17 protein-coding genes are annotated in these 18,578 nt (G+C 61.9%); 12 read left to right on the top strand and 5 right to left on the bottom strand.

Annotation, left to right across the window (positions count from 1 at the left end; genetic code table 11):
- Nucleotides 1-466 (bottom strand): IS110 family transposase (locus BLO80_RS25995; protein WP_139197122.1); only part of this gene is annotated, 466 nt, incomplete at its 3' end.
- Nucleotides 467-824: 358 nt separating this feature from the next.
- Between BLO80_RS25995 and BLO80_RS25990 the strand changes: the two genes are divergently transcribed.
- The 4 genes from BLO80_RS25990 (at nucleotide 825) to BLO80_RS25975 (ending at nucleotide 4,095) form a co-directional block, all read left to right on the top strand.
- Nucleotides 825-1,919, top strand: a complete 1,095-nt coding sequence (locus BLO80_RS25990; RefSeq protein ID WP_092332793.1) for a serine hydrolase domain-containing protein — start codon at nucleotides 825-827, stop codon at nucleotides 1,917-1,919.
- The gene (locus BLO80_RS25985) at nucleotides 1,916-2,227 is read left to right on the top strand and encodes an amidase (protein ID WP_092332791.1); all 312 of its coding nucleotides are present in this window, start codon (nucleotides 1,916-1,918) and stop codon (nucleotides 2,225-2,227) included. Before BLO80_RS25990 ends, BLO80_RS25985 begins: the two co-directional genes overlap by 4 nt.
- A 118-nt stretch (nucleotides 2,228-2,345) precedes the next feature.
- On the top strand, nucleotides 2,346-2,936 hold the full coding sequence (locus BLO80_RS25980; RefSeq protein ID WP_092332789.1) for a YceI family protein: 591 nt from the start codon (nucleotides 2,346-2,348) through the stop codon (nucleotides 2,934-2,936).
- 1 nt (nucleotide 2,937) lies between these two features.
- A complete protein-coding gene (locus BLO80_RS25975; RefSeq protein WP_092332787.1) occupies nucleotides 2,938-4,095 on the top strand; it encodes a phospholipase D-like domain-containing protein in 1,158 nt (385 codons plus the stop codon).
- A 128-nt stretch (nucleotides 4,096-4,223) separates the two neighbouring features.
- On the opposite strand, the gene bglX is transcribed toward BLO80_RS25975, so the two are convergent.
- Entirely contained in the window at nucleotides 4,224-6,515 is a 2,292-nt protein-coding gene (bglX, locus tag BLO80_RS25970) for a beta-glucosidase BglX (protein ID WP_092332785.1), read from the bottom strand.
- Between the two features lie 251 nt (nucleotides 6,516-6,766).
- On the opposite strand from bglX, the gene BLO80_RS25965 reads away from it, so the two are divergent.
- From BLO80_RS25965 to BLO80_RS25945, 5 genes are all read left to right on the top strand, one after another.
- The gene (locus BLO80_RS25965; RefSeq protein ID WP_092332783.1) at nucleotides 6,767-7,375 is read left to right on the top strand and encodes a LemA family protein; all 609 of its coding nucleotides are present in this window, start codon (nucleotides 6,767-6,769) and stop codon (nucleotides 7,373-7,375) included.
- A gap of 123 nt (nucleotides 7,376-7,498) precedes the next feature.
- On the top strand, nucleotides 7,499-8,254 hold the full coding sequence (locus tag BLO80_RS25960; RefSeq protein WP_092332781.1) for a TPM domain-containing protein: 756 nt from the start codon (nucleotides 7,499-7,501) through the stop codon (nucleotides 8,252-8,254).
- Between the two features lie 28 nt (nucleotides 8,255-8,282).
- Nucleotides 8,283-8,900 carry a TPM domain-containing protein gene (locus BLO80_RS25955; protein ID WP_092332779.1) on the top strand — a complete coding sequence of 206 codons (618 nt, stop codon included), beginning with the start codon at nucleotides 8,283-8,285 and terminating at the stop codon, nucleotides 8,898-8,900.
- A gap of 291 nt (nucleotides 8,901-9,191) precedes the next feature.
- Nucleotides 9,192-10,406, top strand: coding sequence for a class I SAM-dependent methyltransferase (locus BLO80_RS25950; protein ID WP_092332777.1), 1,215 nt, complete (start codon nucleotides 9,192-9,194; stop codon nucleotides 10,404-10,406).
- Between the two features lie 225 nt (nucleotides 10,407-10,631).
- Nucleotides 10,632-11,213 carry a DJ-1/PfpI family protein gene (locus BLO80_RS25945; RefSeq protein WP_092332775.1) on the top strand — a complete coding sequence of 194 codons (582 nt, stop codon included), beginning with the start codon at nucleotides 10,632-10,634 and terminating at the stop codon, nucleotides 11,211-11,213.
- 260 nt (nucleotides 11,214-11,473) lie between these two features.
- On the opposite strand, the gene BLO80_RS25940 is transcribed toward BLO80_RS25945, so the two are convergent.
- The gene (locus tag BLO80_RS25940; RefSeq protein WP_092332773.1) at nucleotides 11,474-12,493 is read right to left on the bottom strand and encodes a DUF4917 family protein; all 1,020 of its coding nucleotides are present in this window, start codon (nucleotides 12,491-12,493) and stop codon (nucleotides 11,474-11,476) included.
- A gap of 140 nt (nucleotides 12,494-12,633) precedes the next feature.
- Between BLO80_RS25940 and yiaY the strand changes: the two genes are divergently transcribed.
- Entirely contained in the window at nucleotides 12,634-13,782 is a 1,149-nt protein-coding gene (yiaY, locus tag BLO80_RS25935; protein WP_092332771.1) for an L-threonine dehydrogenase, read from the top strand.
- Here the strand turns inward: yiaY and BLO80_RS25930 are convergent.
- Both BLO80_RS25930 and BLO80_RS25925 read right to left on the bottom strand, forming a co-directional pair.
- Entirely contained in the window at nucleotides 13,779-14,942 is a 1,164-nt protein-coding gene (locus BLO80_RS25930) for an MFS transporter (protein WP_092332769.1), read from the bottom strand. The genes yiaY and BLO80_RS25930 overlap by 4 nt on opposite strands.
- 13 nt (nucleotides 14,943-14,955) lie before the next feature.
- Nucleotides 14,956-16,191, bottom strand: a complete 1,236-nt coding sequence (locus tag BLO80_RS25925) for an aminotransferase class I/II-fold pyridoxal phosphate-dependent enzyme (RefSeq protein ID WP_092332767.1) — start codon at nucleotides 16,189-16,191, stop codon at nucleotides 14,956-14,958.
- Nucleotides 16,192-16,448: 257 nt separating this feature from the next.
- Between BLO80_RS25925 and BLO80_RS25920 the strand changes: the two genes are divergently transcribed.
- A complete protein-coding gene (locus tag BLO80_RS25920) occupies nucleotides 16,449-16,865 on the top strand; it encodes a VOC family protein (RefSeq protein ID WP_092332765.1) in 417 nt (138 codons plus the stop codon).
- 174 nt (nucleotides 16,866-17,039) lie between these two features.
- Nucleotides 17,040-18,389 (top strand): sensor domain-containing protein, encoded by a 1,350-nt coding sequence (locus BLO80_RS25915; protein WP_092332799.1) that lies wholly within the window; start codon nucleotides 17,040-17,042, stop codon nucleotides 18,387-18,389.
- Nucleotides 18,390-18,578: the final 189 nt, after the last annotated feature.

The following is an 18,578-nucleotide window of genomic DNA, read 5'->3' as shown; positions in this document are numbered from 1 at the left end:
ACGGTTCGTTGGACCAACTTTGCTTGAGGCTGACACGCGCCTGGACCAAGGCTGCCCGACGCCGGAAGAGGCTTATAAGCCGGCAATACAAGGGCGATGGCGGGGTCCACGGGTGCAACTGGTGGCCTTCGTTGTTCAAGTAGCGAGCCAACAACCGAGCATCCAGCGCATCGGTTTTAGCGCGAACTTTCACACCTTTGCGGTAATGGCTGAGCTCGTAGCCACCGATCATGTAGATCACACAGCCTTGCGCATAAGCCAGGTCGGCGAATTCCTGATGATAGATATTGGTGGCTTCGATGGCGACATCCACTGGCGCGGACAATTCCTTGAGCCACTTCTTGATCGCTGCCTTGGTGTTGGGGAGCGCTTCCAGTCGATCTGTTTCTGCGTGATAAATCACCAACTCATCTTTGGCGACATCAACACCCACGATCGGCTTTGCGACAGAAACCGGCATTGCCATTGAAAATCCTCCGGGCTAAGGTTTGAACACTTGAAGGGTTCACCCAGAGGCGCAGGCTTGTTCCTATCGTCGGTCTAGGCCAGATGCATTCTTTATCGGCGCTTGGGTGAAAGGAGGAGGGGTGAAATCTCCCACGGTCTGTACTGCGGCTAACAGTCAGAATCGAGCTTTGTCCCTCCTCCCCCCTTCAAGTCCTACCATACAAGCGAGCTTGCTCGCGATGGCGCAGTGTCAGCCAACATCATTGTTGCTGATCCGGCGCTATCGCGAGCAAGCTCGCTCCCACAGGGGGCATACAAACTCAAATTGTCATCAAGTCTGCATAGGCTCTGAAGGTTAAACCCTGCGAGCCCCAAGCATGTCCAAAGGCTGGTTCCTGATCCCGCTGCTGATATTCAACCTGAGCGTCCAGGCCGAAGACTGGCCCGGCGAGCAATGGCCAAGCGGCCCGACCCCGAGCGGGCCGGCCATCGAAGCCTTGGAACACTACGCCTTCCCACCCCGGGACGATGCCAGCCGTGAGGGCATCCGCACCGATGCGCTGCTGGTGATCCAGGACGGTCGACTGGTCTATGAACGCTACGCCGGACCGACCACCGCCCAGACCCCGCACCTGACCTGGTCCATCAGCAAAAGCCTGCTGGCGACGGTGTTCGGCGTGGCCTACGGTGAACAGCGCTTTGCCCTGGACGATCCTGCAGCCAAGTACTTCCCACCCCTGAACCGGCATCCGGGCCTGACCCTGGCCGATCTTTTCCACTGGGCGTCTGGCCTGGACTGGCAGGAGGACTACGAATACGCGCCGCTCAAGTCCTCGGTGGTGGCGATGCTCTACACCCGCGGGCGTCATGACATGGCGGCGTTTACCGCGCGGCATGAAAGCTTCAGCCCCCCGGGGCAGGCGTTTCGTTATTCCAGCGGTGACAGCAACCTGTTGGCGGCGGCCCTGAAAAGCATCGTCGGTGCGGTACGTTATCCCGATTATCCCTGGACGGCCCTGTTCGAGCCCCTGGGCATCCGCCACGCGACTTGGGAAACCGACGCCAGCGGCACGTTCGTGGGATCGTCCTATGCCTACCTCACGGCGCGGGACCTGGCGCGTGTCGGGTTGTTGATGCAACGGGACGGCCGCTGGGGCGAACGGCAACTGATCCCCAAGGATTGGGTCGCGTTCAGCCGCGAACCGTTCGTGCACTTCCAGGCCGGCCAGGACGAAGCCGTGCCGGGCGGGCACTGGTGGCTCAACCGCGGCGCCGATCCGACGCTCCACCCCTGGCCCGATGCGCCGCCGGATACTTTCGCCGCACTGGGCCATTGGGGCCAGGCGCTGTACGTCATCCCCAGCGCCAGACTGGTGATCGTGCGCTACGGCGACGACCGCGACGGGAGCTATCGCCATAACGAATTGCTCAAGCGCGTCATGGCGACGTTCGCCGGGAAGGTGCAGCCATGAGGCACAAAATCTTGCTGACCTTGCTGTCGGCGCTACTCATTGCCCTGTTCAGTTGGGTCTGGCTGGAGCGGGTGGCATTGCGGGCCTTCCCCGACATCATCAGTGCCTACACCGCCAAGGAATACTGCTCATGCCGCTATGTGATGCAGCAACCGGTCGAATATTGTCGAGGTTATGTGAAGCAGTCAGTGCCCACCCGCGATTTTCTCGAAACCCCTGAAGCCAAGCGCGTCACCGTCAGTGGATTGGGGCGCAGCCACAGTGCGCAATGGTTGGGGGAGCGGCAGGGGTGTCGGTTGGAGCCTTGAGATTGGCCTGCAACGACCGCTGTTGTGGCGAGCAGGTACAGTTGTTGAAACAGACTGTTTGCAAGCGCCCTCGGCCCGGTTAAGGTTCGCCACAGGTTTATCTGCCCCCCGAGTGTGTATGTTCAAGCGGTTTTTTCCTCACGCGGTCGCCAGCTTGCTGCTGGCCTGCGCAGCGCTGCCGGCCCAGGCCGACTGGTACCTGGACGGCGAGTCGTCGCGGTTGTCGTTTATCAGCAGCAAAAACGGCAACGTTTCCGAGGTCCAGCGTTTCCTGGTGCTGCACGGCCAAGTCCAGCCCGACGGCTTGGCGCGCCTGGAAGTGGAGCTGGAATCCATCAACAGCGGCATTCCCCTGCGGGACGAGCGCATGCGCGCCGAGTTGTTCCAGATCAAGCAATTCGCCGAAGCCGCCGTTACCGCCAAGATCGACCTGGCGCCGATCCAGGACCTGGCCAACGGCGCGCAGTTGGAGTTGCGCCTGCCGCTGACGGTGAACCTGCATGGCAAGCAGCATGAGTACCCTGTCGAACTGCTGGCGACGCGTCTGGATGAGCGCCGCTTCCAAGTGGTGACCTTGGAGCCGGTGGTGCTCAACGCGGCGGATTTCGATCTGGCGCCGGGCCTGGAAAAGCTGCGCCACCTGGCCGGGCTGTCGGCCATCAGTCTGTCGGTGCCGGTGAATGCGGTGCTGATCTTCACGGCGCGCTGACATGGGCGGCCCGGTCTTTCCCTGGCGTGAAGGCAATCGCTTCGAGCTGTTGATCGACGGCCCACAGTTCTTCCCACGCATGCTGGTGGAAATCGCCCGTGCCCAGGAGCAGGTCGAGCTGGAGCTGTATCTGGTGGAGGCGGGCGCCTGCGCTGAGGCAATGGTCCAGGCACTGGTGCAGGCCGCCGAGCGGGGCGTTCGCGTGCGCTGCCTGTTCGATGACTATGGCAGCCTGGCGTTTACCCTGGCCCTGCGTAAACGCCTGACCGAGGCCGGGGTGGAGTTGCGTTTCTACAATCGCCTGAGCTGGCGCCGCTGGGTGCGCAACCTTTATCGGGATCACCGCAAGCTGCTCTTGGTGGACCAACGCCTGGCCGTGGTCGGTGGCACCGGGGTGACCGATGAATTCTGGAACCCTCTCGACGACCACAGTGACTGGCATGAGGTGATGGTGGAAATCGTCGGCCCGCTGGTGCTCGACTGGCAGTTGCTGTTCGACCGCCAGTGGCTTGCCAACCGTCATCGGCGGGCGTGGAAGCCGGCCTCCAATTTCGGCTTGCCGCGCCTGCCCCGCGTCCCGCCGGTGGGCGAAGGCATGGGCCGGGTGGCGTATGCCGACGCCCGCCAGCACCGCGACATCCTCCAGTCGCTGTCCCGGGCATTGAACAGCGGCCAGAAGCGCATCTGGATGGCGACGCCGTATTTCCTGCCGACCTGGAACGTGCGCCGCTCCTTGCGCAAGGCCGCCGCCCGGGGCATCGACGTGCGCCTGCTGCTGACCGGCCCGCGCACGGATCACCCGTCCGTGCGCTACGCCGGGCACCGTTACTACCCGCGATTGCTCAGGGCCGGCGTGCAGATTTTCGAGTACCAGCCGTGTTTCCTGCACCTGAAGATGGTGTTGGTGGATGATTGGGTCAGCATCGGCTCCTGCAATTTCGATCACTGGAACCTGCGCTTCAACCTGGAAGCCAATCTGGAAGCCCTGGATTCCAGGCTCAGCAGCGCCGTGGCGGCCAGTTTCGAACGGGATTTCGCCCAGAGCCTGCAAGTCAGCCTCGACGCCTGGCAGCGCCGACCGCTGTGGAAGCGGTTCAAGCAGCGGGTGTGGGGGTTGGTGGATCGGGTGGTGGTGAATCTGTTGGATCGGCGGGGCTAGGCTCACTGCAAGCCCTTGTGGGAGCGAGCTTGCTCGCGATGGCGGTCTGACAGTCAACATCTCAGTTGAATGTTAAGCCGCTATCGCGAGCAAGCCCGCTCCCACATGGGTTTTGCGTGGCCTGAGAGTCAGAGCAACTCAAAACTCTGCTGCTTCACGTCCTGGGAATCCAGGCCGATCTGCACGTTGAACTTGCCCGGTTCAGCCCCGTACTTGAGTTGAGCGTTGTAGAACTTCAGGTCGTCTTCGGTGATGGTGAAGTGGATGACTTTCTTCTCGCCGGCCTTGAGCATCACCTTGCGGAAGTTCTTCAGCTCTTTCACCGGACGAATGATCGAACCGGTCACGTCCTGGATGTACAACTGCACCACGGTTTCGCCGTCACGCTTGCCGGTGTTTTCCAGGGTCACGCTGGCATCGAGCCTGCCAGTCTTGTTCAGCGTGGTCGATGACAGGGCCATGTCCGACAGGCTGAACTCGGTGTAGCTCAGGCCGTAGCCGAACGGATAGAGCGGGCCGGTGGTGTCATCGAAATACTGCGAGGTGTAGTTGCCCGGCTTGCCCGGCGTGAACGGCCGGCCAATGCTCAGGTGGTTGTAGTAGGTCGGAATCTGCCCCACCGAGCGTGGGAAGGTGATCGGCAGCTTGCCCGACGGGTTGTAGTCGCCGAACAGCACGTCCGCGATGGCGTTGCCACCTTCGGTGCCGCTGAACCAGGTTTCCAGGATCGCATCGGCCTGCTGCTTTTCTTCCAGCAACGACAGCGGACGGCCATTCATCAGCACCAGCACCAGCGGCTTGCCGGTGGCCTTCAGGGCCTTGATCAGCTCGCGTTGGCTGGCGGGGATGTTCAGTTCGGTACGGCTCGACGACTCATGGGACATGCCACGGGACTCACCCACGGCGGCCACCACCACATCGGCATCCTTGGCGGCTTGCACCGCTTCGTCGATCAGCACCTGGGCCGGGCGCGGGTCATCCACCACTTCCGGGGCATCGAAGTTGAGGAAGTTCAGGTAGTCGAGCACCTTCTTGTCGGCGGTGATGTTGGCCCCACGGGCGTAGATCAGCTTCGACTCGGCCCCCAGGGCGCGAGTCATGCCATCGAACAGGGTGACCGATTGCGCAGGGCGCCCGGCCGCGGCCCAACTGCCCATCATGTCGATCGGTGCCTTGGCCAGCGGGCCGACCAGGGCGATCTTCGCGGTCTTCTTCAGGGGCAGGGTCTGGTTGCGGTTTTCCAGCAGGACCAGGCTGCGGCGTGCCACGTCACGGGCATCGGCGCGGTGCAGGCGGCTTTCGGCGTAGGTGTCGGCCGGATCGTCCTCGGCCTTGCCGATGCGCAGGTACGGATCCTTGAACAGGCCCATGTCGTATTTGGCCGCGAGCACTTCGCGCACGGCGTTGTCGATGTCGCTCTGTTCGATCTCGCCGGCCTTGAGCAGCCCGGGCAGTTCCTTGCCGTAGAGCGAGTCGTTCATGCTCATGTCGATGCCGGCCTTGATCGCCAGCTTCGCCGCTTCGCGACCGTCCTTGGCGACGCCGTGCTTGATCAGTTCGAAGATGGCGCCGTGGTCGCTGACCGCCAGGCCCTTGAAGCCCCATTCCTTGCGCAGCAGGTCGTTCATCAGCCAGGTGTTGGCGGTGGCGGGCACGCCGTTGATGGAGTTCAGCGCGACCATCACCCCGCCGGCTCCGGCGTCGATGGCGGCGCGGTAGGGCGGCAGGTAGTCCTGGTACATTTTCAGCGGACTCATGTCCACGGTGTTGTAGTCCCGGCCGCCTTCCACTGCGCCGTAGAGGGCGAAGTGCTTGACGCTGGCCATGATGCTGTCGGCCGCGTTGGCGCCGTTGCCCTGGAATGCCTTGACCATCACCCCGGCGATGCGCGATACCAGGTAGGTGTCCTCGCCGAAACCTTCGGAGGTCCGGCCCCAACGTGGGTCGCGGGAAATGTCGACCATGGGCGCGAAGGTAATGTCCAGGCTGTCGGCCGCGGCTTCCTGGGCGGCGATGCGCCCGGAATGGTAGATGGCGTCCATGTCCCAGCTCGAGGCCAGGGCCAGGGGGATCGGGAAAATCGTGCGGTGGCCGTGGATCACGTCATAGGCGAAGAACATCGGGATCTTCAACCGGCTGCGCATGGCCGCGTCCTGCATCGGACGGTTTTCATCGCGGGTGATGGAGTTGAACGTGCCGCCGATGTTGCCGGCGGCGATTTCCTTGCGAATCATCTCCCGGGGCATTTCCGGGCCGATGCTGATCAGGCGCAATTGGCCGATCTTCTCTTCGAGGGTCATTTGCTTCATCAGGTTGCTGATGAACGCGTCCTTGTTCTCTATGGGGGCGGGCAGGTTGTCGGCTAATACGGATTGACTGGCCAGACTGACAAACAGGCCCAGCAAACACAGCTTCTTCATGAATAGTTTTCTCGCAAGCCTAAAGGGCGGTGATCAGGACACGCCGGTCAGCCAAAATGTGAGGAGCGGCTATTGTTGTTCGGCTAAATACAGCACACTTTCGAACCCATTGGGCTGAACTTAGTTTCACACTGCGCATCTTTTAGCCCATCGACCCGATTCAATCCAGCGCGGCGGCAGATTATGCCCTAGACGCCGGTGAGATAGGTGGCAGTGTTTTATCCCATGCATGCAACGGAGAGCGTCACCCGATGAATCTACGACTGAACCACCGCACCGGCCTGCGAATGCTGGCCCTGATGCTGTTCACTACGTTGCTGGCCGGTTGTGGTATCAACAACATCCCGACTCTGGACGAACAGGCCAAGGCCGCCTGGGGTCAGGTGCAGAACCAGTACCAGCGCCGTGCCGACCTGATTCCCAACCTGGTGGAAACCGTCAAGGGCTACGCCCAGCACGAGCAGGAAACCCTGACCGCGGTGATCGAGGCGCGGGCCAAGGCCACGTCGATCCAGGTGGACGCCAGCACCTTGGACAACCCGGAAAAACTCAAGCAGTTCCAACAGGCCCAGGACCAGTTGACCGGCGCGTTGAGCCGGCTGATGGTGGTGTCCGAGCGTTATCCGGACCTCAAGGCCAACCAGAATTTCCTGGCGCTGCAATCGCAGCTCGAAGGCACCGAGAACCGCATCGCCGTGGCACGCCGCGACTTCATCCTGGCGGTGCAGAAGTACAACACCGAGATCCGTACGTTCCCGGGCCGCCTGTGGCACAGCGTGATGTACAGCGACCTGCCGCTGCGCGAAACGTTCGAGGCCACCAGCTCCAATGCCGAAAAAGCCCCTGAAGTGAAGTTTTGATCAATCCGGCAGTTTGAAGCGTTGTGGGAGCGAGCTTGCTCGCGATGGCGGCGGCACATTCAGCATTGCTGCAAGCTGACCCACCGCTATCGCGAGCAAGCTCGCTCCCACACAGGAGTTCCAATGCGCGTGTTGAAAATTGGCCTGGTGCTGTTGCTCTGGGTGTTTGCAGTCACGGCACAGGCCGAATTGAAGTTTCCAGCGTTGACCGGGCGTGTGGTGGACACCGCCCAGATGCTCGACCCTTCGGTGCGCGCGCAACTGGAGACGCAGCTCAAGGCCCATGAGCAGGCGACCGGCGAACAGGTGGTGGTCGTGACCCTGGCCGACCTGCAGGGCAGCAGCATCGAAGATTTCGGCTATCAACTGGGACGCCACTGGGGCATCGGGCAGAAGGATAAAAACAACGGCGCGCTGCTGATCGTCGCCCGGGATGACCGTAAACTGCGCATCGAGGTGGGCTACGGCCTGGAGGATCGCCTGACCGATGCCCAGAGTTCGGTGATCATCAACCAGGTGATCACACCGGCCTTCAAGACTGGCAACTTCAACAAAGGCATCAGCGACGGCGTCGCGGCGATGCTGGTGGTGCTGGGCGGCAGCCCGCTGGACGAGCCGGCGCCGGCCTACAGTACGGATGGACAGCAGGAGCAGGGCGATTTTGTCGAGCGCCATGCCGGGTTGTTCATCTTTCTGGTGATCCTGTTTATTTTGACGATATCGGTCTGCCAGATGCTCGGTATCCTGCCGGCCGGGCGCGGTGGCTCCAGCGGTTCGGGCAGCGCCGGTGGGGGCGGCTTCAGCGGTGGAGGCGGCGGTGGTGGCTTCAGCGGTGGCGGTGGCAGTTTCGGGGGCGGCGGTTCGTCGGGCGGCTGGTGACAATAATAATGAGCAGGCACTTTTAACCATGGCATTACTGACTGAACACGAACAACGCAAGGTCGCCGAGGCCATCGCCCGGGTCGAGCAGCATACCGATGCCGAACTGGTCACGGTGCTGGCCGCCCGCGCCGACGACTACGCTTACATCCCACTGCTATGGGCGAGTCTGCTGGCGCTGGTGGTGCCCGGCGCGGTCCATTACCTCACCGGTTGGTTGGCCCTGCACAGCCTGTTGCTGGTGCAGTGGGTCAGTTTCATCGTGTTGTGCCTGGTGTTTCGCATCCCAAGGATCACCACTCACCTGATCCCCCGTTCCGTGCGTCACTGGCGGGCCTCCAACCTGGCACGCCGGCAATTTCTCGAGCAAAACCTGCACCACACCGTGGGCAGCACGGGTGTGCTGATCTTTGTCTGCGAGGCGGAGCGGTATGTGGAAATCCTCGTCGATGAGGGTATTTCCAAACACCTGGACAACACATGCTGGGACGCCATCGTCGCGACGTTCACCCAGCAGGTGCGCCAGGGCCAGACCTTGCAGGGTTTTGTGACGTGTATCCAAGCCTGTGGCGAATTACTCAAGGACCATGTGCCGGTGACTCATGAGCGCAATGAGCTGCCGAATCGGTTGGTGGTGCTGGGCTAGGGCACTCTCATGGCGAGAGCGCTTGTGTGGCGAGGGAGCTTGCTCCCGTTGGGCCGCGAAGCGGTCCCCATTGGTTCTCTGTCGGACATTAAACTTGCCAGGCGGCTGCATCGCAGCCGAGTGGGAGCAAGCTCCCTCGCCACATGAGCCCCGCTGCTTGTAAAACGTGGGTCGTCACGGAGGGGAGCGGAGCCTCAATTCGCACCGTTCGGGAAATTCCCCGTGCCGTCATCCCCCATCCCCCCTAAAATACCGCCATTCCCGATCCGCCCGCCCCGAGGCCGCTTGTCCATGTCCGCCACCGCAACTCCAGCCCGTCCCGCGCCGGATCACCACGCCCAGTTCATCGAACTGCTGCACACCAGCCTAGAACAAAACGCTTTCATCAAACTGGTGCTGGCCAAGTACGTCGGGGATGAGGCGGACCTCCAGCGGCTGATCATCAAGCAACTGACGGTCAAGGATCAGCCGTGCCTGTCCTTCGTCTACCGCTACAAGACTCGCGACATCACCAAGAATTTCCCGCTGGCCGAAGGCGTGGACACCATCGCCGCGTTGTTGCCTGCTTCGTTCAAGAATGCGCATTTGCTGGCGGTCACCGACGAGGCGCAACTGGAGTACAGCAAAAAGGGCAAGAGCTCGCTGTTCAAGAGCAAGCCCCAGCAACTGCGGGAAGTGCCGTCTGCCGAGCACAACCGCGAGAAGAACCGCTTCCTCGACCTGAGCCGGCCATTTTTGGCCGACCTGGGCGTGACCAACCACAAGCACGAGCTGATTCCGGCGATGTCGCGCAAGTGGAAGCAGATCAACAAGTTCATCGAGGTCTTCAGCCACGCGCTGACGTCTTCGCCGCTGGCCCTGGACAAACCGGTGCGGGTCTCGGATTTCGGTTCGGGCAAGGGCTACCTGACTTTCGCCATCCACGATTACCTGCGCAACACCTTGCAGGCCGAAGGCGTGGTGACCGGTGTCGAGCTGCGCGAAGACATGGTCAAGCTGTGCAACGAAGCCGCCGCGCGGCTGGAGCACCCGGGCCTGAGCTTCCAGCACGGCGACGTGCGCAGCGTGGCGCCGAGCGCGGTGGATGTGATGATTGCCTTGCATGCCTGCGACATCGCCACCGACTACGCGATCCACATGGGCATTCGCTCGGGTGCCTCGATCATCATGTGCTCGCCGTGCTGTCACAAGCAGATCCGCCTGCAGATTCAGAGCCCGGCCTTGCTCAAACCGATGCTGCAATACGGCCTGCACCTGGGCCAACAGGCGGAAATGGTCACCGACAGTTTGCGGGCGCTGTTCCTGGAAGCCTGCGGCTACGAGACCAAGGTCTTCGAGTTCATCTCCCTGGACCACACCAACAAGAACAAAATGATCCTGGCCGTCAAGCGCGCCGAACCTGTGGATCCCTCCGAGCTGCTGGCAAAAATCGAAGCACTCAAGACCTTCTACCACATCACCGAACATTGCCTCGAAACGCTGCTGCGGGCGGATGGTTATCTCTAGCACCGAGCCCCTGTGGGAGCGAGCTTGCTCGCGATGGAACGATGACGCGGTGTGCCTGAAAGGCCCCATCGCCTGAATCGCGAGCAAGCTCGCTCCCACAGACTGTCCTGCCACTTCATTTTTGTGCAGCCCGTCAGGTAATGACGGGTTATCGCTCATCCGACGACTTACCGGTCTACCTTTAATGCGTTAACCCCCCCGCGCATTTCCAAAGGAGCCCAACCCATGGCCGCCAAGAAAATCCTGATGCTGGTCGGCGATTACGTCGAAGATTATGAAGTCATGGTGCCATTCCAGGCGTTGCAGATGATCGGTCACACCGTGCACGCGGTGTGTCCGGACAAAACGGCCGGGCAGACCGTGCGCACGGCGATCCACGACTTTGAAGGCGACCAGACCTACAGCGAGAAACCGGGGCACCTGTTTGCCCTCAACCATGATTTCGCCGATGTCGAAGCCGCTGACTACGACGCGTTATTGGTGCCGGGCGGTCGTGCGCCGGAATACCTGCGCCTGAATGAAAAAGTCCTGCAACTGGTGCGTGATTTCGATCTGGCGGGCAAGCCGATTGCCGCGGTGTGCCACGGTGCGCAATTGCTGGCCGCGGCAGGCATTCTTGATGGACGCGAATGCAGCGCCTACCCGGCGTGTGCGCCGGAAGTACGCCTGGCGGGCGGGACCTACATCGACATTCCGGTGACTGAAGGCCATGTCCAGGGCAACCTGGCGACCGCACCGGCCTGGCCTGCGCACCCGAACTGGCTGGCGGGGTTCCTGACCTTGCTGGGCACGGCTATCACCCTGTAGCGCTGCGACATCGTTGGTGCCAGGGATAAGGCCTTGGCGCGCGTTGACGGCAAACCAACCGACGCAATGCTGCGATCCTGTGGCGAGGGGATTTATCCCCGCTGGGGTGCGCAGCAGCCCCTCGAACATGACAACTCGGTGTGCCAGACAGACCGAGTTTTTCGCTTTTTGGGGGGCTGCGCCCCCAGCGGGGATAAATCCCCTCGCCACAAGTCCAGCCTGTCTCTAATCCATAGAGTCGTGACCCCTACAGGCTTACGCTAAATCTCCACCGGCACCGACAATTTCGGATCGCCCAGCGGATGACTCTTGGCATCAAAAAAGCGCAATTCAATATCCAGCCCATGGAAGACCTTGGCGTAATGGCGCTTCTGGTGCTGGATGAACGCCTGGCTGCGGGGATAGATCGAAATCGCCACGGTTTTCGGTGCGGCCAGGCGCAGGGCATGGACAATGTGCCGGTCCTGCTCGCCCAGGGCATGGCCGAACAGGCACAGGTTATCGCCATGGCGCAGCAACTGGTCGTAGCAGAACGACAGGTAATCGCTGCTGCGGATGGTCTTGAGCTTGTCCGCGCTGGGGCCTTCATTGACGAACAGCGGCACGTCGTCGAGGGTCTTGATCGTGTTGTTGATGGCGAAACTGCCCAGCAAGGTGCCTTCGGTGGACGTGAGCTTGCGCGCCGTGCCGTCCTGGTTGCGCACCAGGTGCAGGCCGCCGTGCAGGTACAGCAAGCGCGGTTTGTCCGTGGTCACCTGGCTCAGGTCGAAACTGTGATCATCGCCGAGGAACAGGTCGCTGATGGTCTCGGCCCCATGCTGGATCGCCCAGTAGTTGAGCAGGTCGTAGTTGGTGGTGAACACCGTGCGGTAGCGGCTCAGCTCCTGGTTGAGCGTCGCCAGGGTCGACGGTTGCACCAGGCGCCACGGGATGTGCACGGCGTGTACGGTGTTGATCAGCGCTTCCTTGATCGCGTAATAGCGGTTACGCGGGGCGGCGGAGCTGACGGCCAGGGCCTTGTTGACCCGACTGGTGGTTTTCAGTGCCCCGAGCACCTGTTCGAAGCTGCGGGTCTGCATCGCGTCGAACACGCTCAGTTCCGACGGGCTCAAGGGTTTCTCCTCGACGGTGCGGGCGTTTTCGAACAGCGACTCATAGCCGAAATCGTCCCACACCGCGCGGCTGGCCCCATTGCCCACCAGTAGGCCGCTGAAGGCAGTATCGGCGCGCACGGCCTCCCAGTTTTCGAGCCGGGTGTCGTATTCCTGGAAATCGGTCATCGCAAGGATCATCTCAAAACGTGGTAAAGGCAGGCCGCGACTTTATCACGCCCCAGTCTTGAGCCAGATCAAGATGCGTCGTGACTACTGGGTCATGCTGTAGGTCCTGCCGATCCGGCCTCTACCAGGAGTGTGACCCCATGAGCAGTACTTTTTTCATTCCCGCCGTGAACATCATGGGGCTGGGTTGCCTGGATGAAGCGATGACCGCCATCCGCAACTACGGCTTTCGCAAAGCGCTGATCGTCACCGATGTGGGGCTGGCCAAGGCCGGCGTCGCCAGCAAGGTGGCCGAACTGCTGGCGCTGCAGGATATCGATTCGGTGATTTTCGACGGTGCCAAGCCCAACCCGAGCATTGCCAATGTCGAGCTCGGCCTGGGTTTGTTGACGGAAAGCCGGTGCGATTTCGTGGTGTCCCTGGGCGGCGGTTCCCCTCACGATTGCGCCAAGGGCATCGCCCTGTGCGCCACCAACGGCGGGCAAATCCGTGACTATGAAGGCGTCGACCGTTCGAGCAAGCCGCAATTGCCGCTGATCGCCATCAACACCACGGCCGGCACCGCCAGCGAAATGACCCGCTTTTGCATCATCACCGACGAGACACGCCACGTGAAAATGGCGATTGTCGACCGCAATGTGACCCCGCTGATGTCGGTGAACGATCCGACGCTGATGGTGGCGATGCCCAAGGGCCTGACGGCTGCCACCGGCATGGATGCGCTGACACATGCGATCGAGGCTTATGTGTCCACCGCCGCCAATCCGATTACCGATGCCTGCGCCCTGAAGGCCATTGCCCTGATCAGCGACAACCTGCGCCTGGCCGTGCGCGACGGCAACGATCTGGTGGCGCGGGAAAACATGGCCTACGCGCAGTTTCTCGCGGGAATGGCGTTCAACAATGCGTCGTTGGGTTTCGTGCACGCCATGGCCCATCAACTGGGTGGTTTTTACGACTTGCCTCACGGCGTGTGCAACGCGGTGTTGTTGCCCCATGTACAGCGCTTCAACGCCTCGGTGTGTGCCGCTCGCCTGAGCGACGTGGCCCATGCCATGGGCACCGATACACGTGGTCTCAGCTCGGAAGAGGGCGCACGGAGCGCTATTGCGACGATCCGCAGCCTGGCCCATGACGTGGACATTCCGGCCGGTTTGCGTGACTTGGGCGTGCGCCTCAACGACGTACCGTTGCTGGCCGCCAACGCCTTGAAAGACGCGTGCGGCCTGACCAACCCGCGGGCGGCGGACCAGCGGCAGATCGAGGAGATTTTCCGCAGCGCGTTCTAAGCGACCCGGGGCGGCACGAACCTCACACAGAGCATCGCCGCCGCCCCCAGCAGCGCGCACAACGCCGCCAACGGCCAGGCTTGTTGGCTCAACAACAGGCTGGCCATGGCGCCGATCACCGAGGCCATCAGTTGATGCAGGAACCCGCTCAACGCCATGGCATAAGCGCCGGCCACCGGTGAGCCTTCGTTGGCCAGGGACAGGCTGATGGGATAGATCAACGATTGGCCAAACACCGCGAAGCAATACGGCAGCCAGAAGAGCAGCGCGATGCCGCTCAGGGTGAGGCTGCCTGCCAGCATGGTCATGCTGCCGCCCAGCACCAGCGCGATGCCCCAGCCCATCATTCGCCGTTGACCGGTGCGCAGCACAAACGCGTTCACCGCCAGTGCCCCGAGCAGGTACGCGGCACTGATCGGCCAGCCCAGTAGGCCGTACTCGATGGCCGACCAGTGGAAGCTTTCCTGCAGGATCAGCGGCGCGGCGGTATTGAAGGCGACGATCACGCCGTACCCCAGCCCACCGGCCATGGCCGGCAGCAGGAACGCGCGTTGTCGGAATATCTGCCCGTAGATCCCCCATGCCGATTGTCCATTGCTGGCGTGCACCAACATCGGGAACCTGGCCCGGGACACCGCCGCTGCCATGGCCAGGCTGACGGCGCCCAAACCCTGGAAAATCGCCTCCCAGCCGAAAGCGGCCTGGATCAGCGAGCCCAGGTACTGGCCGATACCGAGGGCTATCACAAAGGCGATCGATATCCAGGACAAGGCCTTGGCCAGCAGGTCGCCGCTGAAACTGTCGCGAATCAAGACCCGCGCCATCACCGAAATACCGCTGGCACCGATGCCCTGAATCAACCTGAACGTCAGGAACGCCTCCACGGTTGTGCCCAGCGGCAGGGCCAGGTTGCCCAGGCCATACAACCCCAGTGCCGCCAGCAAGACCGGTTTGCGCCCCAAGCGTTGGCTCAGGCTGCCCCACAGCAACATGGGCAGCGCCATGCCGATCAGGTACACCGACAGGCCCCAGGAAACCAGCGACGCATCGGCACCCAGGTCCCGGGCGATGCCGGGTAGGGCCGGCAAGTAGATGCTCATGCCCAGTTGTGCCAGGAAAACGGTGGTGCAGGTAAGGATCAGGGTTGTACGGTTCTTCATCGAGCGTCTTGTCTCAAGGGCGGAGGTCACGTCCGTGGGTCAGCAGCAGTTCGGTGATCGTTTCACAAAACGAGCGAATCACGTCCGGCTCCATGTCGGCGCGCAGGGTAATGCGAATGGCAGCCTTGCCTTGCGGCACCACGGGAAAAAATACCGCCGAGGTGAAATATCCCCGTTCGGCCAGTTCGACCGCCAGGCTGTTGGCCTGGGCCGCTTCACCGCAAGGCACCATACGGATTGCCATGGGGGTGCCGCGCTGTCCGGTCCGCACGAGGCTGTCGAAGAGGCGGATATTAGCCTGCAAACGCTCCTGCAGGGCACTGAGTTCGCGGCTGCGGTGCAGGCGGATCGACGCCATGCCGGCACCAATGGCCGCCGCGTTCAGGCTCTGGGACCAATTGCTCGGCCCACCGTAGCGCTGCACCAGCGCCTTGTACCGTTCACAGCCAAACATGACCAGCCCGCCGCTGGCACCGAAGGACTTGGCCAGCGAGGCAACGATCAGGGTGCGCTCGTCCACCGCCGGGATGCGCGAACGGACCAGGCCGGCGCCGGATTCCCCGACGGTAGACAGGGCGTGGGAGTCGTCCAGGTAAAGAAACAAGCCATAGCGCTGCTTGAGATACATCAGGCTGTCCAGGTCCGCCATCCCGCCCATGCTGTAGGCGCCGTCGGCCACATACGCCACGTCGCGCTGGCGTTTGCACACGTCTTCGATGAAATCCATGTCGTTGTGCGGGCAGGTGATGACCTGGGTTTCATCGGCGCAGGCGGCCTTGCTGTGGTTCATCGAGTAATGGGCCTGTTTGTCGAACACCATGACGGGTGCGCGATGGTCGGTGAATGCGCCGCTGGCCAGCAACGGCAGGATCCCGGCGCTTGCCGCACTGCAGGACAGGGCACTGAGGCAACTGGCGCCGAACAGCTCAGACAATTGGCTTTCGTACTGGTCCAGGATCGCCAGCTTGCAGCGATTGCTTGAGTTGGCGACCCGCAGGGTCCCGGTTTCCCACAGGGCGGTCATGGCGCCGTCCAGCAGCGCGGGGTGATAGTCCAGGCCCAGGTAGGACGTAGTACAGAAGTGATGAAAGGTCCGACCGTATTGGTCGACCAGCACGTTGGGGGTCTTGACCTCGACATTCAGCCCTGAGATTTTTCCGGCCTCGGTGCCCTGCCAATCCTGGTCAGCGAGGGAAATGAGCTTGCGGTAGTTGGTGAAGTAATGAGGTGGTTGAGCAGTCTGGTCCATGGCGCGATTACATTCCTTGGTTGATGGTGCTGTCCGTGGGGTGTTGCGATAGTTGTGTGTTTCCAGACTTTACAGATTGTTGTGCAGGGCTTTGAATCGGCTGTTTCCGGCATGTTTGAGTGTCACTGGGGATTTCCACGTAGGACTTTGCCTAGGACCCTGGCCGGGGAATCCATCGGCACTGTCGGAGCTTGGGAGCACCACGGATCTGCCCCAAGCCCGCTGGGTTATCACGCTTTTCTGAAGGTTGCTTGCTGATGCTCTCAGGCCTCAATCATCTGACCCTTTCGGTCACCGATCTGGATCGCAGTGTGGTTTTTTATGGCGAACTCTTGCAGTTGCGTCTTGAGGCCAGGTGGAACAGCGGGGCGTATTTGTCGCTGCCGGGTTTGTGGTTATGCCTGTCTCTCGACCCGTTGCGCAGGCCCGAGCCGACCGCGGGCTACACCCATTACGCATTCAGCATCAGCGCCGAGCATTTTCCCGTGCTGGTGGCGCGGCTGAACGCGGCCCAAGTATCGTCGTGGCGAGACAACCGTAGCGAGGGTGATTCGTTCTACTTTCTCGACCCGGACGGGTACAAGCTGGAAGCCCATGTGGGCGACCTGGCGTCGCGACTCAAGGCCTGTCGACAGGCTCCGTATGCCGGCATGGTGTTCTTTACGGAGCCGTGATGGGCCGTGTCGAGTCGAGTGGCAGCGCCTGCCATGCGTTTCATCCCCTTGAGTCTGATCGCCTGCGCTATCCTCATCGGTATTGGGCGCGTCGGTCTCGCTCGTGTACAACGTCACGAACTGACCATCGCCCGCTTCGCTCACCGTTGCATTATCCGGATGACCTCCAGCCCCATGGACACTTCAAGTTCCGCGCCGTTGGCCAGCTACATCGACCTTCTGCTGGATGCCGTGTGTGCCGTCGACGGTCAAGGGCGTTTCGTGTTTGTCAGTGCCGCCTGCGAGCGCATTTTCGGCTACACCCCGCAGGAGCTGATCGGCCAGGCGATGATCGATCTGGTGCACCCTGCCGACCGCCAGCGGACCCTCGAGGCGGCGCGGGAGATCATGGAGGGCGAGCCCAAGCTCAATTTCGAGAATCGCTACCTGCGCAAGGACGGGCGGGTGGTACATATCCTGTGGTCGGCGCGCTGGTCGCCGGTGGACCAACTGCGCATCGCCGTGGCCCGGGACATCACTGAGCGCAAGCAGGCCGAGTCCCGGCAGGCGGCGTTGTATGCGATTTCCGAGGCGGCCCATGCCGCGGCTGACTTGCTGGCGCTGTTCAAGCGCATCCACCTGATTATTGGCGAGTGGCTGCCGGCGCTGAATTTCTCGGTGGCGCTGTATGACGAACAATGTTCGCAGCTGAACTTCCCCTATCACGTCGATGATCGGGAAGGGCAGCCTGAGTTGCCGGGCACGGTCACCGGGCGTTTGTGCGCCGAGGTGATTCGCAGCGGCCAGCCGATCCTGCTGACGCCCGGTGGCACCTCGCTGTCAGCGGGGTTCGACGACCTTGTGGCGCAGCCGGACGCGCCGTGTTGGCTGGGTGTGCCGCTGAATTCGCAGAACGGCACGATTGGCGCGTTGATCGTCAAGAGTGCGCCGGACAACGAGCGCTATACCGAACAGGATAAGGAACTGCTGCAATACGTCTGCGCACAGATCACCATTGCCATCGAACGCAAGCAGTTGCACGCCCGATTGCAGCACATGGCTCAGTATGATCAGTTGACCCAGGTGCCCAACCGCGAATTGCTCCGTGAACGTTTCAAGTGCGCACTGGCGACCGCCCGCGCCGCATCCGGGCGCATGGCTTTGCTGTATATCGACCTGGACCGTTTCAAACAGGTCAACGACACCTATGGCCACGGAGTGGGCGACATGCTGTTACAGGCGGTGGCCAATCGTATCAAGGGCTGTATCCGCGACACCGACACCGTGGCGCGCATCGGCGGAGACGAGTTCGTGGTGCTGCTGCACAGCATCCAGTCCTTGGAGGCTGCCCACAGCGTGCGGGAAAAAATCCACCATGCACTGGCCCAGCCGCTGCGTCTGGACGGGCACTGCCTGAGCATCGAGCCGAGCATCGGCGTGGCCTGTTTCCCCGACCATGGCACTGAAGATGTCGCGCTGTTCCGCCACGCCGACGAGGCGATGTACGCCGCCAAACGCCAAAATCACCAGACGTCCGGCATTTGATAGTGCGTCACCGTTCGTCGTGGCGCCAACACCTTTCTCAAACCTTCAGCCCGTATCCCATTCGAATACAAGACAGGGCCTGTGTGCCCGGTATTCACGAATAGGGAGGGCTGAACCTGCCTGGTTCAAGCAATGTTTATCCGACAAACATTACTCACGATCGAACGAAGGTGTCCGAAGCAGGTCGCA

The organism is Pseudomonas sp. NFACC56-3, from assembly GCF_900100025.1.
Lineage (GTDB): Bacteria > Pseudomonadota > Gammaproteobacteria > Pseudomonadales > Pseudomonadaceae > Aquipseudomonas > Aquipseudomonas fluorescens_AA.
Note: the sequence above shows the minus strand (reverse complement) of the source record. Positions and strands in the feature narration are given on the sequence as shown.